Here is a 14,896-nt window from a genome sequence, read left to right on the forward strand (position 1 = left end):
CTAGCTCAGTCTTTCTTCGCGGCGGCGCGTTCGGCCGGACTCGCGACGAAGCCAAAGCGCGCGGCGACATCGGCGCGGGCGATCGGCTGCACGGTCAGATCGACCCCGTCGCGCCAGTGGAACACGCCGCGTGTGCCGGCATCGTCGAGCGACGCGTGGTCCGCGAACAGTTCGAGATCGTGATCGTGAAGGGCGGCGATGCGTGCGGGCGAGGCGTCATCGGAAAGGAGAATGCCGCCTGCGTCGTCGATCCAGACATGCGCCGGCTCGAACGGCGCGCCGCCCTGATCGATCAGCCGCAATGCGCCGTCCGCCGCATGCAGACGCACGATCCACGGCGTGTACACGAGCTCAACATACACGCGCTGCGGACCGTTCTGAAAGAACCACTGGCCGTCGGCATCGCTTTCGTAGTTGCGGTTGATGAAGCCCAGCAGCGCCTCATGCCGGATCGGCGTGCCGAGTTCGCCGGCGGCTTGCGCGGCGTCGTCGCGCATGCGCCACTGACCGCGCCGGTCGAGCAGCAGCCAGCCCGTGCAGTGCGGAACGTTGGGCCATTTGGCGAGCGCCTGCTTGACGATGTCATCCATGACGGTTCACGAAACGAAGTTCTCCAGATAACCGAACACGCGCTGCGACAGCCAGTCGATCCGGCCCGGAAACGGTCCCGTCATGAAGCCGACGTGCCCGCCGTGGTTCGGCTGATCGAGCGTCACGCGCGCCGATACTTCCGCCGTCGACGGCAACGCGAACTCGGGCAGGAACGGATCGTTGCGCGCGTTCAGCAGCAGCGCGGGCACTTCGATGTGCTTCAGATGCGCGCGGATCGTCGCCGTCGACCAGTAGTGATTGGTGTCGCGAAAGCCGTGCAGCGGCGCGGTGACGACGTTGTCGAACTCGTACAGCGTGCGCGCGGCGAGCACGGCGTTGCGGTCGTAGAGACCGGGATACTGCCCGAGCTTCGCGAGCGCCTTCTTCTTGAGCGACTTCAGGAAGCTGCGCGTATAGACCATGCCGAAGCCTTGCGAGATCGCGAGGCCGCCCGCGTGGACGTCGAGCGGCGCGGAAATGGCCGCCGCCGCGCTGATGATCGACGCGTCCGTGCCGCGCTGGCACAGCCAGTGCAGCAGCACGTTGCCGCCGAGCGACACGCCCGCCGCGACGATCGGCCCGCGATGCACTTGCGCGAGCCGCCGCAGAATCCAGTCGACTTCGGCGCTGTCCGCGAGATGGTAGAAGCGCGGCAGCAGATTGAGCGGGCCGCTGCAACTGCGGAAATGCGGCACGACGCCGTGCCAGCCGCGCGCCCGGGCGGCGGCCATCATCGTGCGAGCGTAGTGCGAATCGGAACTGCCTTCGAGGCCGTGGAAGAGCACGAAGAGCGGGGCGTTCGCGGCGGGTTGATCGGCGGGATCGGCGGGATCGTGCGCGAGAAAGTCGAGATCGATGAAATCGCCGTCGGGCGTATTCCAGCGCTCGCGCCGGTAACGCACGTCGGGCTTGCGGCCGAAGAGCGCCGGGACGATGGTTTGCGCATGGCTCGTGGGCAGCCAGCGCGGCGCGCTGTAGAGCCATTCGGCGGCGCCCGGCGAAAGCAGGCGCGCGGTTTCCTTCAGTGCCACGGCGGGCGCTTTGTCCACGAACGACGAATCGTGCTTCAACAACGGATCGCGCTTCATGGCCCCTCCCGACAGACGTCTTCTTCGAATTTCTTAGTGCAGCGGTCCCTGACCGTGACGCAGCTTCGCGGCGAACTGGCCCGCGGTTTCGATCGGCATCTCGCTTGCGTGAATATGCGCGATGCGCCACTCGCCGCGTTCGTGAACCATCACATACGTCGTGTAGATCATGCGCGGCGCGCTGGCTGGCTCGGCCGGCTGATGCGCCTCGGCGATCGCATAGACGACCGTGCCCAGGCTGTCGTACACGCGAATATCGAGCGGCTCGACGGTCACGGGCTGCGTCTCGAACTGCTTCGCGAGACCCGCGCGGATGCTTTCCAGCCCGTGCAGATGCGTGCCGTCCGCGCACACGCAGGTGGCGAACTCCTCGTCGATCCACAACGACATCACCGTGTCGATGCTGTTGTCCGCGACTGCCTGATAGTAAGCGTTGAGGGTATCGGCGGCGGCTTCGAAGAGGCGGGCGAAACGTGGCATGGCTCGTGGGTCTCTGGCATTCGATGCTTCACGCCAACGAAACGGCGCGCTGCAACGGTCATTGGTCAAAGCATGCCCCCGTTCGGAGACATTCGCGTGTCCGCACCCGCACACACGGCCGGAAACCGCCGGTACGAACACGCGTTTCGACGCGTGAGCGCAACATCAACGATGCGCGAGCAGCATGCCGCGCACATCGGCGAAGACCTGTTCGGCCGAGAGTTCGCGAAGGCAGTTCAGATGGCCGAGCGGACACTCGCGGGCAAAGCACGGACTGCATTCAAGATGCAGCCATTGTACCTTTGCGAGATCGGACAAGGGCGGCGTGTGGCGCGGATCGGTCGAGCCGTAGACCGCGACGAGCGGCCGGCGCGAGGCGGCCGCGACGTGCATCAGCCCCGAATCGTTCGTGACGACGGCGCTCGCCCGCGAAATAAGCGCGCACGCCTCACCGAGCGAAGTCTGGCCGCACAGGTTGCGCACCATCGGCGCGCGCTCCGCGATGGCCTGCGCGATCGGCGCATCCTTCTTCGAACCGAGCGCGATCATGCGCGCATACGGAAACGACTGCGCGATGAACTGGGCGAGCGAAGCGAAATGCTCCGGCGGCCAGCGCTTGGCCGGACCGTATTCCGCGCCGGGGCAGAACACGACGAGCGGCGCGCGCGTGTCGAGGTTGAAGCGCGTCGAGACGCGCGCGGCTTCGTTCGGATCGGCTTCGAGGCGCGGCACGGGCAGCGTCTGCGCGTCGGGAAGCGCGGCGGCTTCCGGCTGCGCGAACCGGTCGACGAACGGCAGCTTCGCGCCCGGCGCATAGGCGAGCGCCGCGTAATGCGCGGTCATCGGCGGACGGTCGGTTTTCGGCGGATTCGCGTGGCGCACGTTCAAGAGCCCGTAGCGGCTCTCGCCCTTGTAGCCGATGCGCAGGTTGATGCCCGCCATCCACGGAATCAGCGCGGATTTGACGGAGTTGGGCAGCACATAGGCGGCGTCGTAACCGACATCGCGCAAATCGCTCGCGAGCTGCCAGCGGCGCAGCAGTTGCAGCTTGCCGTGGGCGAGGTCGGTCGCGTAGACATCGCGGATTTCCGGCATGCGCTCGAGCACGGGTGCGACCCAGGTGGGCGCGACGGCGTCGATCGCGATACGCGGATGAAGCTTGCGCAAGAGCGTGAAGAGCGGCTGCGCCATCAATGCGTCACCGATCCAGTTCGGTGCTATAACCAGCGCGCGGCGCATCTGTTGTTATCCGATCTCAAAATGAACGCGGCCCGCCGCCTTGGGGCGAGCCGTCGATTGTCGTGGGTATGTTTCGCGCCGCGTACGGCGCGCATGAGCCAGGGCGCGGCCAGCGCCCCGCGGGCTTCAGTGACCGCCCTTGAGCACTTCGCCGTCTTTCAGCTTGTAGCGCGTGCCGCAATACGGGCAGCGCGCCTCGCCGTGCGTCACGTCGATGAACACGCGCGGATGCGTGCTCCAGCGCTGCATCTTCGGGTTCGGGCAGAAGGCGGGCAGATCCTTCGCCGACAATTCCACCAGCGGCATTTCCTTCAGGTCGCTCATTGCTATCTCTTTTCGTGATGTACGTCGCGCGGCGAGCGAACGGCCCGCCGCGTCGCATGAGATTGTTTAAACCTTCGCGAGCCAGCTCGCGTACTTCTCGTTCTTGCCGCCGACGACGTCGAAGAACGCGCTTTGCAGCTTTTCCGTGATCGGACCGCGCGCGCCCGAACCGATGGTGCGGTTGTCCAGCTCGCGGATCGGCGTGACTTCGGCGGCGGTGCCGGTGAAGAACGCTTCGTCGCAGGTGTAAACCTCGTCGCGGGTGATGCGCTTTTCGATCACCGGGATGCCGAAATCGCGCGCCAGCGTGATGACTGTGTCGCGCGTGATGCCGTCGAGGCACGAAGCCAGATCCGGCGTGTAGATCTTGCCGTTGTTCACGAGGAAGAAGTTTTCGCCGGAGCCTTCCGACACGTAGCCGTCGACGTCGAGCAGCAGCGCTTCGTCGTAGCCGTCGGCGACGGCTTCCTGGTTGGCGAGAATCGAGTTCACGTACCAGCCGGACGCCTTCGCGCGGACCATCGACACGTTCACATGATGGCGCGTGAACGACGACGTCTTCACGCGGATGCCCTTGGCGAGCCCGTCTTCACCGAGATACGCGCCCCACGGCCACGCGGCGATCGCAACATGGATGGTGTTGCCCTTCGCCGACACGCCGAGCTTTTCCGAGCCGACCCAGATGATCGGGCGGATGTAGCACGACTCGAGCGCGTTCGCCTTCACGACTTCGAGTTGCGCGGCTTCGAGCGTCGCGGCATCGAACGGGACGTCCATCTGGAAGATCTTCGCCGAGTTGAGCAGGCGCTTCGTGTGTTCCTTCAGGCGGAAAATGGCCGTGCCCTGCGCGGTCTTGTACGCGCGCACGCCTTCGAAGACACCCATGCCGTAGTGCAACGTGTGGGTCAGAACGTGGATCTTGGCATCACGCCAGTCGATCAGCTTGCCATCCATCCAGATCTTGCCGTCGCGGTCGGCCATTGACATACGGTTCTCCTAGCTGTCTCGTTCAAGTGAGTTCGGGCAGGCCGCCAAAGACTTCCGGGCGGCGGCGCTCGCGCATCTCGCGCCGCGTTCGTGCATCGGCGATTGCCGGCGAACGCGCGCATCGGAGGCGCAAAGGCTGTGAAAGACCGTCATTTTAGCGTCTTTTCGCGACGAAACCGATCTTGGAGCGCCTTTCACGACGCTATAATTTGCCTTTCGCCGTCCGCTGAAAACAGCGGGACGAAACGGCGAAGCCCGCCATTCCCGATTTTCCCGGTTTTTCCCGATCCATCGCGCAATCGCTCGAGGCCGCGCATTGGCATCACGGGTGGTCTTCATCGCCTCGCATTCGCTCATGCTTGACCGGCTGTCCGACACCAATCGCCGCGCGTTTTTCGAGGGCGTGCGTACCTTTTCTCCCGCCGTCCTGGCGACGTTTTCCTGGGGTCTCGTGACCGGCGTCGCGATGACGAAGTCCGTGCTCACCGTGCCGCAGGCGCTCGGCATGTCGTTCGCGGTGTACGCGGGCTCGTCGCAGCTCGCGGTGCTGCCGCTCTTCGCCGCGAAGCTGCCGCTCTGGACGATTCTCCTGACCGCCGCGATGGTCAATCTGCGCTTCGTGATCTTCAGCGCGGGGCTCGCGCCGCATTTCTCGTGGCTGCCGCTGAAGCGGCGTCTGCTGCTCGGCTATTTCAACGGCGACATCATCTATCTGATGTTCTCGAAGCGGAATTTTCCTGCCGGCTGGCAGCCCGGCAAGGAGGCGTTCTTCTGGGGACTGGCGATATCGAGCTGGTTGTCATGGCAAACATCGTCGGTGCTCGGCATCTTGCTCGCGAGCCTGATTCCCGATGACTGGGGCCTCGAACTCGCCGGCACGCTCGCGCTGATCCCGCTCATCGTTTCCGCTATCGCGACGCGTTCGACGCTCGCGGCGGTCGCGGTGGCGAGCGTCGTCGCGTTGCTGGCGTTCGATCTGCCGTATCGTTTCGGCTTGCCGCTCGCGGTGTTCGCGGCGCTTATCGCGGGCACGCTCGCGGATGTCGTCGCCGAGCGGGCCGCGCCCAAATCCGCATCCGATGCCACGAGGTCCAGCCGATGAGCGCGCTGCAAGTCTGGCTCGCGATCATCGGCATGGGCGTGGTCACGGCGGTGACGCGCGCGCTCTTTCTGATCGGCGGCGAGCGCATGGTGCTGCCGCCGCGCGTGCAGCGTGTGCTGCGGTATGCGCCGGCCGCCGCGCTCGCCGGCGTCGTCGTGCCGGATCTGCTCGAAACGCCCGCGGGCATTTCGCTGTGGCTGTCGAACCATGCGTTGTGGGCATCGGCGGCGGGACTCGCGTATTACCTGTGGCGGCGCGGCATGATGGGCACGATCGCCGTCGGCATGGTGGTGTTCACGCTGCTGCGGCTCGTGGCCTGACCGCGGCGTGGAGATGGCTACGCGCCGCGTCAAATACGCGTCATCAACGATTGCCCGCTAAAAGCGGCCGGGTTGATCGGTTAAAATGAGGGTCTTTCCCGAGTGAGCGAGGTCGAAAGTGTGTCCGGCAGTCACCGCGCTACGGTTTTGCAACTCATTTTGCAACACGCCGCTCCCGGCTCCATCGCCGCGCCCGGGCAGGGCTTGCGCGCCTCTCCGGATTCATCTGTCTCATCCCTTTCTCCCGCATCCCGCGCGCGCGTTCGGCTTAAGCGCGCGGCCTTCGCCCCCAGCTTGAACCGCGCGCGAGCCGTCCTGCCCGGCGGCCTGCGCGCGGCGACTCCACGAACCGGCCCGCCCCGACGGCCGTTCCCGCCCGAACCGCTTCTTTATCTACGTTGACTCCCATGACGAAAGTACTGCGTTTCACCGATCTGATCGCCGAAGGCAAAGTCTCCGGCAAGCGTGTGTTCATCCGCGCGGATCTCAACGTGCCGCAAGACGATAACGGCAACATCACCGAAGATACGCGCGTGCGCGCCTCGGTCCCGGCGATCAAGGCCGCTCTCGACGCGGGCGCGGCCGTGATGGTCACGTCGCACCTCGGCCGTCCGACCGAAGGCCAGTTCAAGCCGGAAGACTCGCTCGCGCCGGTCGCGAAGCGTCTGTCGGAGCTGCTCGGCCGCGACGTGCCGCTCGTCGCCGACTGGGTCGACGGCGTTCAGGTCCAGCCGGGCAACGTCGTGCTGTTGGAAAACTGCCGCTGCAACAAGGGCGAGAAGAAGAACGAGGACGGCCTCGCGCAGAAGATGGCGAAGCTCTGCGACGTCTACGTCAACGATGCGTTCGGCACCGCGCACCGCGCCGAAGCCACGACGCACGGCATCGCGAAGTACGCGCCTGTCGCGTGCGCGGGACCGCTCTTGGCCGCTGAACTCGATGCGCTCGGCAAGGCGCTCGGCAACCCGAAGCGTCCGCTCGTCGCGATCGTCGCGGGCTCGAAGGTGTCGACCAAGCTCACCATTCTCAAGTCGCTCGCCGAGAAGGTCGATCAGCTGATCGTCGGCGGCGGCATCGCCAACACGTTCATGCTCGCGTCGGGCCTGAAGATCGGCAAGTCGCTCGCCGAAGCCGATCTCGTCGGCGAGGCGAAGGAAATCATCGAACAGGCGCGCACGCGCGGCGCATCGGTGCCGATTCCGAGCGATGTCGTCACCGCGAAGGAATTCGCCGCGACCGCGAAGGCGGAAACGAAGCCCGTCGCCGACGTCGCCGACGACGACCTCATCCTCGATATCGGCCCGGACACCGCGAAGGCGCTCGCCGCGCAACTCGAAACGGCCGGCACGATCGTCTGGAACGGGCCCGTCGGCGTGTTCGAATTCGACCAGTTCGGCAACGGCACCAAGACGCTCGCGCAGGCCATCGCGAATTCGTCGGCGTTCTCCATCGCCGGCGGCGGCGACACGCTCGCGGCCATCGCGAAGTACGACATCGCCGACAAGGTGAGCTATATCTCGACCGGCGGCGGCGCGTTCCTGGAATTCCTCGAAGGCAAGAAGCTGCCCGCGGTCGAAGTGCTCGAATCCCGCGCCGGGGCTTGAGGCGTTGGCCGCCCGAAACAATCCGGCGAAAGCAGGAAAGAAGGGCGCGCCAGCCGGCGGCGCGCAAACCGAAGAAATGGAAAGCGGCGCCGCGCTCGACGCGGCCGCCGAAGCAGCGCGGGTGATCGCGGAAGCGGCTCAACCCGATCAGACGGCGCCCGAAGACGAATCGGTGATTCCGGAAACGCCTCCGGTCATCATCGGCGGCGTGCCCGCCCATGCCCTGAATGAAATCGACAAAGCGACGCCGGCACGAACCGGCGCGCGCGCGCAACCGGTGAGCAACACCTCACTGCAAGCGCAACGTGCTCGCGGCCTCAACACGGGCGTTCCTACAGAGACGAGGAAAGACATGCATCGCGCTACCAAGATTGTTGCCACCATCGGCCCGGCTTCAACGAGCCCGGACGTCCTGCTGCAAATGCTGCAGGCGGGCCTCGACGTCGTTCGCTTCAACTTCTCGCACGGCACCGCCGACGATCACCGCCAGCGCGCCGAAATCGTCCGCGAGGCGGCGCGTCAGGTGGGCCGGGAAGTCGCGATCATGGCGGACCTGCAGGGCCCGAAGATCCGCGTCGGCAAGTTCGAGAACAACAAGACGATGCTCGTCGCGGGCAATCCGTTCATCCTCGATGCGAACTGCACGCTCGGCAACAACGAGCGCGTCGGGCTCGACTACAAGGATCTGCCGCGCGACCTGCGCGCGGGCGACGTGCTCCTGCTCAACGACGGCCTCATCGTGCTCGACGTGGTGCGCGTCATCGGCGAAGAGATTCACACGACGGTGAAGGTCGGCGGCGAGCTCTCGAACAACAAGGGCATTAACCGTCAGGGCGGCGGTCTCACCGCGCCCGCGCTGACCGAGAAAGACATGGAGGACATCAAGACGGCGATGTCGCTCGGCGCGGATTTCGTCGCGGTGTCGTTCCCGAAGAACGCGACCGACATGGAAATGGCGCGTCAGCTCGCGAACATCGCGGGCGCGCCGTACGGCATCAAGCCGAAGATGATCGCGAAGATCGAGCGCGCCGAAGCCATTCCGGCGCTGCAAGGCATTCTCGACGCATCGGACGGCATCATGGTCGCGCGCGGCGATCTCGCGGTCGAAGTCGGCAACGCGGCGGTTCCGGCGCTGCAAAAGCGCATGATCCGCATGGCGCGCGAGTCGAACAAGCTCGTGATCACCGCCACGCAGATGATGGAATCGATGATCCACGCGCCCGTGCCGACGCGCGCCGAAGTCTCCGACGTGGCGAACGCCGTGCTCGACGGCACCGACGCCGTGATGCTTTCCGCCGAAACCGCGGCCGGCAAGTATCCGGTGACGACGATCGAAACGATGGCCGCCATCTGTATCGAAGCGGAGAAGTCGGAAGAATCGCAGCTCGATCGCGATTTCCTCGACCGCACGTTCACGCGCATCGACCAGTCGATCGCGATGGGCGCGCTCTTCACCGCGTTCCATCTCGGCGCGAAGGCCGTCGTCGCGTTGACGGAATCCGGCTCGACCGCGCTGTGGATGTCGCGTCACTGGACGCACGTGCCGATCTTCGCGCTGACGCCGCGCGTGTCGAGCGAACGGACGATGTCCCTGTACCGCAACGTGACGCCGCTGCACGTCGACACCAACATGGACCGCGACACGGCGCTGAATCAGGCGCTGGAAGTGGTCGTGTCGAAGGGTTACGCGGCGCGCGGCGATATGGTCGTGCTGACGGTCGGCGAACCGATGGGCCAGGCAGGCGGCACGAACACGCTCAAGATCGTGCGCGTGGGCGATCACTTCTAAGCGTTTTTGAGAACGCTGCGCGGTCAAACGCCGCGCGATTTGTCGCAAGTCCGGAGCGAGCGCGGTCCCAGCAGCCGCGCTCGTTTCGTCAAGCGCGCAGGACGATGAAGCCGAAAACCGCCCGAGAGCGAGTTCGCGCGCTGAAGAATTCGTTTCACTTATGGAGTCTCACCACAATGCCTCTCGTATCAATGCGTCAACTGCTGGATCACGCTGCGGAAAACGGTTACGGTCTCCCGGCGTTCAACGTCAACAATCTGGAACAAGTGCAGGCGATCATGTCGGCGGCGAACGAAGTCAACGCGCCCGTCATCATGCAGGCGTCCGCTGGCGCGCGTAAGTACGCGGGCGAAGCGTTCCTGCGTCATCTGATCGAAGCGGCGGTCGAGTCGTATCCGCATATTCCGGTCGTGATGCATCAGGATCACGGTCAGTCGCCCGCGGTGTGCATGGCCGCGATCCGCTCGGGCTTCACCAGCGTCATGATGGACGGCTCGCTCGAAGCCGACGGCAAGACGGTCGCTTCCTACGAGTACAACGTCGCGGTGTCGAAGCAGGTCGTGGAGTTCTCGCATTCGATCGGCGTCACGGTCGAAGCCGAACTGGGCGTGCTCGGCTCGCTCGAAACGATGAAGGGCGACAAGGAAGACGGCCACGGCGCCGAAGGCACGATGACGCGCGAGCAGCTTCTGACCGACGTCGAGCAGGCCGCCGATTTCGTCAAGCAGACGCAATGCGATGCTTTGGCGATCGCGATCGGTACGTCGCACGGCGCGTACAAGTTCTCGAAGAAGCCGACGGGCGATATCCTCGCCATCGACCGCATCCGCGAAATTCACCAGCGCATTCCGAACACGCACCTCGTGATGCACGGTTCGTCGTCGGTACCGCAGGAATTGCTGGCCGAAATCCGCGAATTCGGCGGCGACATGAAGGAAACCTACGGCGTGCCGGTCGAGGAGATTCAGGAAGGCATCAAGCACGGCGTTCGCAAGGTGAACATCGACACCGATCTGCGCCTCGCGATCACCGGCGCGATCCGCCGCTATCTGTTCGAAAATCCGTCGAAGTTCGATCCGCGCGATTATCTGAAGCCCGCGCGCGAAGCGGCGAAGGAAATCTGCCGCCAGCGCTATATGCAGTTCGGCTGCGAGGGCATGGCCGGCAAGATCAAGCCGGTTTCGCTCGACAAGATCGCCGAAAAGTACAAGTCCGGCGCGCTGGCTCAGATCGTGAAATGAGACTGATCTGAATCAGCCGGGTTTTGTAAAGTAAAATCAACGGGTTCCGGGTTCGGAACCCGTTCGTCTTTCTCCTCGCCGCTTCCCACGTCGAAGCGGCGAATCACTTTTTTCCGGTACATGACGATGTCCACGCTATACGAATCCACGATCAAATCGCTGCCGCTGCTCGGCCGCGGCAAGGTCCGCGACAACTACGCCGTCGGCGACGACAAGCTCCTTATCGTGACGACCGACCGGCTTTCCGCATTCGACGTCGTCATGGGCGAGCCGATTCCGAACAAGGGCCGCGTGCTCAACACGATGGCCGATTTCTGGTTCGAGAAGCTCGGCCACATCGTGCCGAACCACAACACGGGCATCGATCCGGCGACGGTCGTCGCGGCGGACGAAGCCGAGCAGGTGAAGGGCCGCGCGGTCGTCGTGAAGCGCCTGGAGCCGATTCTCGTCGAAGCCGTGGTGCGCGGTTATCTCGCGGGCAGCGGCTGGAAGGACTATCAGGCGACGGGCGCGGTGTGCGGCGTCGAACTGCCGCCGGGCCTGCAGAACGCGCAGAAGCTGCCCGAGCCGATTTTCACGCCTGCGGCCAAGGCCGAAATGGGCCATCACGACGAAAACATCACCTACGATGAGATGGAACGCCGCATCGGCACGGAGCTTTCCGCGACGATCAAGCGCATTTCCATCCAGTTGTACAAGGAAGCGGCCGAGTACGCGGCGACGCGCGGCATCATCATCGCGGATACGAAGTTCGAGTTCGGCCTCGACAACAAGGGCGATCTCTATCTGATGGACGAAGTGCTGACCGCCGATTCGTCGCGCTTCTGGCCCGCCGATGGCTATCAGGTGGGCACGAATCCGCCGTCGTTCGACAAGCAGTTCGTGCGCGACTGGCTCGAAACGCAGCCGTGGAAGAAGGAACCGCCCGCGCCGAAGCTGCCCGACGACGTGATCGCGAAGACGTCGGAGAAGTATCAGGAAGCGCTCCAGCGTTTGACCGGCAAGACGCTCGACTGAGTAAGAAAGATGACGAACGAAGTACACAAGAACGAAGCGCCGCTCGTCGGCGTGTTGATGGGCTCCAGTTCCGACTGGGACGTGATGAAGCATGCCGTCGCGATGCTGCAGGAATTCGGCGTGCCGTACGAGGCACAGGTCGTCTCGGCGCACCGGATGCCGGACGAGATGTTCGCCTACGCGGAAAGCGCGCGCGAGCGCGGCCTGCGCGCGATCATCGCGGGCGCGGGCGGCGCGGCGCATCTGCCGGGCATGCTGGCCGCGAAAACCACGGTGCCGGTGCTCGGCGTGCCGGTGGCGAGCAAGTATCTGAAGGGCGTCGATTCGCTGCATTCGATCGTGCAGATGCCCAAGGGCGTGCCGGTCGCGACGTTCGCCATCGGCGAGGCGGGCGCGGCGAACGCGGCGCTCTTCGCGGTATCGATATTGAGCGTCACCGATGCGAAATTCGCCGATGCGCTCGCCGCTTTTCGCGTGAAGCAGAATCAGGCGGCGCGGGACATGACGCTGCCGCCGCTGTGATCCCCCTTCGCAATCTGGCCCAACGATGAATCCACAAAACTCCCCGATCTCTCCCATCCTGCCGGGCGCATGGCTCGGCATGGTCGGCGGCGGCCAGCTCGGCCGCATGTTCTGCTTCGCCGCGCAATCGATGGGCTATCGCGTCGCCGTTCTCGATCCGGATGAGACGAGCCCCGCTGGCGCCGTCGCGGATCGCCATATCCGCGCCGCCTACGACGACCGCGCCGCGCTCACGGAACTCGGCCGACTGTGCGCGGCAGTATCGACGGAATTCGAGAACGTGCCGTCCGCCAGCCTCGAATTTCTCGCGTCGTGCACGTTCGTGAGCCCGGCGGCGAGTTGCGTGGCGATCGCGCAGGATCGCGTCGCGGAGAAACGCTTCATCGCGGAATCGGGCGTGCCGGTCGCGCCGCATGTCGTGATCGAATCGACGGAAGCGCTCGCCGCGCTGCCCGACGAGAAGATCGCGGCCGTGCTGCCGGGCATTCTCAAGACCGCGCGTCTCGGCTATGACGGCAAGGGGCAGGTCAGCGTGCGCAACGTCGCGGAACTGCGCAACGCGCATGCGTCGCTGTCGGGCGTGCCGTGCGTGCTGGAAAAGCGCATGCCGCTGAAGTACGAAGTGTCCGTGCTGATCGCGCGCGGCGGCGACGGCAAATCGGCCGTGTTTCCGCTCGCGCAGAACGTGCATGTGAACGGCATTCTCGCGAGGACGGTCGTGCCCGCCCCCGATGCGCCCGATGCGCTCGTCGCGCAGGCGCAGGACGCCGCGCTGACGATCGCCGCGAAGCTCGGTTACGTCGGCGTGCTGTGCGTCGAATTCTTCGTGCTGGAAGACGGCTCGCTCATCGCCAACGAAATGGCGCCGCGCCCGCACAATTCCGGCCACTACACCGTCGATGCCTGCGCCACGAGTCAATTCGAGCAGCAGGTGCGCGCGATGACCGGCATGCCGCTCGGCGACACGCGCCAGCATTCGCCGGCCGCGATGCTGAATCTGCTCGGCGATATCTGGTTCGATGGCGACAAGGCGCGTTCGCCCGCGTGGGCGGAAGTCGCCGCGATGCCGGCGGCGCGGCTGCATCTGTACGGCAAGGAAGAGGCGCGCCGGGGCCGCAAGATGGGCCACATCAACTTCACGGCGGCGACGCTCGAGGAAGCGCGCACGGCGGCGCGTGACTGCGCGCGCATGCTGCATATCCCGCTCGATTGAGTTTTTTCGTAGTAGAAGCAATGACCATCATCTATCCGAGCGCCGCGCAGATCGACGAAGCCGCGGCCCTGCTCGATGCCGGCGAACTCGTCGCGTTTCCGACCGAGACGGTCTACGGGCTTGGCGGCGACGCCGAGAATCCCGAGGCCATCGCGCGCATCTATGCGGCGAAAGGGCGGCCGGCGAATCATCCGGTGATCGTGCATCTCGCGCCCGAGGCTGATCCGGGCTATTGGGTGCGCGAGTTGCCCGCCGATGCGCAGAAGCTCATCGATGCGTTCTGGCCCGGTCCTTTGACGCTGATTCTCAAGCGCGCCGCGCATATTCCGGCGGCGGTCAGCGGCGGACAGGATTCGGTGGGCGTGCGGTGCCCGTCGCATCCGGTGGCGCAGCAATTGTTGTCGGCGTTTCATCGGCGGCGAATGGGGACGGGCAAGCAGGGCGGCGTCGCGGGGCCGTCGGCGAATCGTTTCGGGCATGTGAGCCCGACGACCGCGCAGCACGTTCGCGACGAGTTCGGCGATGCCGTGCATGTGCTCGATGGCGGCGCGGCGGATGTCGGCATCGAATCGACGATTCTGGATTTGTCGCGGGGCTTTCCGGCGCTGCTGCGGCCGGGGCATGTGAGTCCGCGGCAGATCGCGGATGTCATCGGGATCGCGCCGAAGCTGCCGGATGGATCGGATGCGACCGCGCCGCGTGCTTCCGGGACGCTGAAGGCGCATTACGCGCCGCGCACGCCGCTTTTGCTGCTGCCGTTCGCGTCGATCGAGCCGTTGCTTCGTAATCGTGACGGGAAGATTGCGCTGGTGGCGCGGGCGTCGAGCGCGGGGGAATGGGCGCGGGCTGCCGATGTTCACTTCGTGGCGGCGCCTGAGGATCCGCAGACTTACGCGCGCGATCTTTATGGCTTGCTGCGGGCGCTGGATCGGGCCAATGTCGAGCGGATTCTGATCGAGAAGCTGCCGGAGACGGTGGAGTGGATTGCTGTCAACGATCGGCTTGGCAGGGCGGCGGCGGCGTTCGAGGCGGAAGAGTGATTACTGGACTTTGCGCCTGTTTGTGAAAGATGGGTTTGGGGGATTTTGCTTTCCGGTCAGGAAGTTATGATGCAGGGGTTCCTCCGCGTGCGCGGAGATAGACCGTTGAAGAGAAGTCGGAGGAAGTAGAAACCGGGGGTTCCTCCGCGTGCGCGGAGATAGACTCGGTTGGGGACACTGCACGATCTGGCTGCCGCAGGTTCCTCCGCGTGCGCGGAGATAGACCGTACGTCTACACCCGACTGGGCCAATGCGGCCAGGTTCCTCCGCGTGCGCGGAGATAGACCCCTCTTCATGGCCGGCGAAAAGCTGGCATTCCCGGTTCCTCCGCGTGCGCGG

The 14,896-nt window shown here is 65.1% G+C and carries 16 protein-coding genes and 1 CRISPR repeat array (1 of these 17 only partly in view); of the genes, 9 read left to right on the top strand and 7 right to left on the bottom strand.

What is annotated here, in order from left to right; translation table 11 throughout:
- Positions 1 to 5: 5 nt before the first annotated feature.
- The 6 genes from QCE58_RS03715 to QCE58_RS03740 form a co-directional block, all read right to left on the bottom strand.
- Entirely contained in the window at positions 6 to 590 is a 585-nt protein-coding gene (locus QCE58_RS03715; RefSeq protein WP_008351340.1) for a DUF2946 family protein, read from the bottom strand.
- A 6-nt stretch (positions 591 to 596) separates the two neighbouring features.
- Positions 597 to 1,679: a YheT family hydrolase gene (locus tag QCE58_RS03720; RefSeq protein WP_034470719.1), complete on the bottom strand. Its 1,083-nt coding sequence runs from the start codon at positions 1,677 to 1,679 to the stop codon at positions 597 to 599.
- Between the two features lie 33 nt (positions 1,680 to 1,712).
- A complete protein-coding gene (locus QCE58_RS03725; RefSeq protein WP_008351336.1) occupies positions 1,713 to 2,159 on the bottom strand; it encodes a nuclear transport factor 2 family protein in 447 nt (148 codons plus the stop codon).
- A gap of 165 nt (positions 2,160 to 2,324) precedes the next feature.
- Positions 2,325 to 3,398, bottom strand: a complete 1,074-nt coding sequence (gene waaF / locus QCE58_RS03730) for a lipopolysaccharide heptosyltransferase II (protein ID WP_008351335.1) — start codon at positions 3,396 to 3,398, stop codon at positions 2,325 to 2,327.
- Between the two features lie 126 nt (positions 3,399 to 3,524).
- Positions 3,525 to 3,722, bottom strand: coding sequence for a zinc-finger domain-containing protein (locus QCE58_RS03735; RefSeq protein ID WP_008351333.1), 198 nt, complete (start codon positions 3,720 to 3,722; stop codon positions 3,525 to 3,527).
- A gap of 66 nt (positions 3,723 to 3,788) precedes the next feature.
- Positions 3,789 to 4,709, bottom strand: coding sequence for a branched-chain amino acid transaminase (locus tag QCE58_RS03740; RefSeq protein WP_008351330.1), 921 nt, complete (start codon positions 4,707 to 4,709; stop codon positions 3,789 to 3,791).
- Between the two features lie 355 nt (positions 4,710 to 5,064).
- On the opposite strand from QCE58_RS03740, the gene QCE58_RS03745 reads away from it, so the two are divergent.
- The 5 genes from QCE58_RS03745 to fba all read left to right on the top strand — a co-directional run bounded on the left by QCE58_RS03745 (position 5,065) and on the right by fba (position 10,765).
- Positions 5,065 to 5,811, top strand: a complete 747-nt coding sequence (locus QCE58_RS03745; protein WP_244808100.1) for an AzlC family ABC transporter permease — start codon at positions 5,065 to 5,067, stop codon at positions 5,809 to 5,811.
- Entirely contained in the window at positions 5,808 to 6,131 is a 324-nt protein-coding gene (locus QCE58_RS03750; RefSeq protein WP_008351327.1) for an AzlD domain-containing protein, read from the top strand. Before QCE58_RS03745 ends, QCE58_RS03750 begins: the two co-directional genes overlap by 4 nt.
- 407 nt (positions 6,132 to 6,538) lie before the next feature.
- Entirely contained in the window at positions 6,539 to 7,735 is a 1,197-nt protein-coding gene (locus tag QCE58_RS03755) for a phosphoglycerate kinase (RefSeq protein WP_250480302.1), read from the top strand.
- Between the two features lie 352 nt (positions 7,736 to 8,087).
- Positions 8,088 to 9,524: a pyruvate kinase gene (gene pyk / locus QCE58_RS03760; RefSeq protein WP_008351324.1), complete on the top strand. Its 1,437-nt coding sequence runs from the start codon at positions 8,088 to 8,090 to the stop codon at positions 9,522 to 9,524.
- A gap of 176 nt (positions 9,525 to 9,700) precedes the next feature.
- Complete coding sequence (gene fba, locus QCE58_RS03765; protein WP_008351323.1) at positions 9,701 to 10,765, top strand: class II fructose-bisphosphate aldolase; 1,065 nt, start codon at positions 9,701 to 9,703, stop codon at positions 10,763 to 10,765.
- Here the strand turns inward: fba and QCE58_RS03770 are convergent.
- The gene (locus tag QCE58_RS03770) at positions 10,750 to 10,899 is read right to left on the bottom strand and encodes a hypothetical protein (RefSeq protein WP_160172878.1); all 150 of its coding nucleotides are present in this window, start codon (positions 10,897 to 10,899) and stop codon (positions 10,750 to 10,752) included. The two genes, fba and QCE58_RS03770, sit on opposite strands and share 16 nt — an antisense overlap.
- Here QCE58_RS03770 and QCE58_RS03775 point away from each other — a divergent pair.
- The 4 genes from QCE58_RS03775 to QCE58_RS03790 are packed head-to-tail and all read left to right on the top strand — an operon-like array spanning position 10,892 to position 14,557.
- Positions 10,892 to 11,782 carry a phosphoribosylaminoimidazolesuccinocarboxamide synthase gene (locus QCE58_RS03775; protein ID WP_034470824.1) on the top strand — a complete coding sequence of 297 codons (891 nt, stop codon included), beginning with the start codon at positions 10,892 to 10,894 and terminating at the stop codon, positions 11,780 to 11,782. The genes QCE58_RS03770 and QCE58_RS03775 overlap by 8 nt on opposite strands.
- A gap of 9 nt (positions 11,783 to 11,791) precedes the next feature.
- The gene (purE, locus tag QCE58_RS03780) at positions 11,792 to 12,304 is read left to right on the top strand and encodes a 5-(carboxyamino)imidazole ribonucleotide mutase (protein WP_008351321.1); all 513 of its coding nucleotides are present in this window, start codon (positions 11,792 to 11,794) and stop codon (positions 12,302 to 12,304) included.
- A gap of 25 nt (positions 12,305 to 12,329) precedes the next feature.
- Positions 12,330 to 13,517 (top strand): 5-(carboxyamino)imidazole ribonucleotide synthase, encoded by a 1,188-nt coding sequence (locus tag QCE58_RS03785; RefSeq protein ID WP_008351320.1) that lies wholly within the window; start codon positions 12,330 to 12,332, stop codon positions 13,515 to 13,517.
- Positions 13,518 to 13,537: 20 nt separating this feature from the next.
- Entirely contained in the window at positions 13,538 to 14,557 is a 1,020-nt protein-coding gene (locus QCE58_RS03790) for an L-threonylcarbamoyladenylate synthase (RefSeq protein WP_034470722.1), read from the top strand.
- Positions 14,558 to 14,633: 76 nt separating this feature from the next.
- Positions 14,634 to 14,896: a CRISPR direct-repeat array (repeat unit 28 nt; unit sequence GGTTCCTCCGCGTGCGCGGAGATAGACC); it runs 131 nt beyond the window's last position.

This window comes from Caballeronia sp. LZ028, assembly GCF_031451415.1.
GTDB classification, from domain to species: domain Bacteria; phylum Pseudomonadota; class Gammaproteobacteria; order Burkholderiales; family Burkholderiaceae; genus Caballeronia; species Caballeronia zhejiangensis.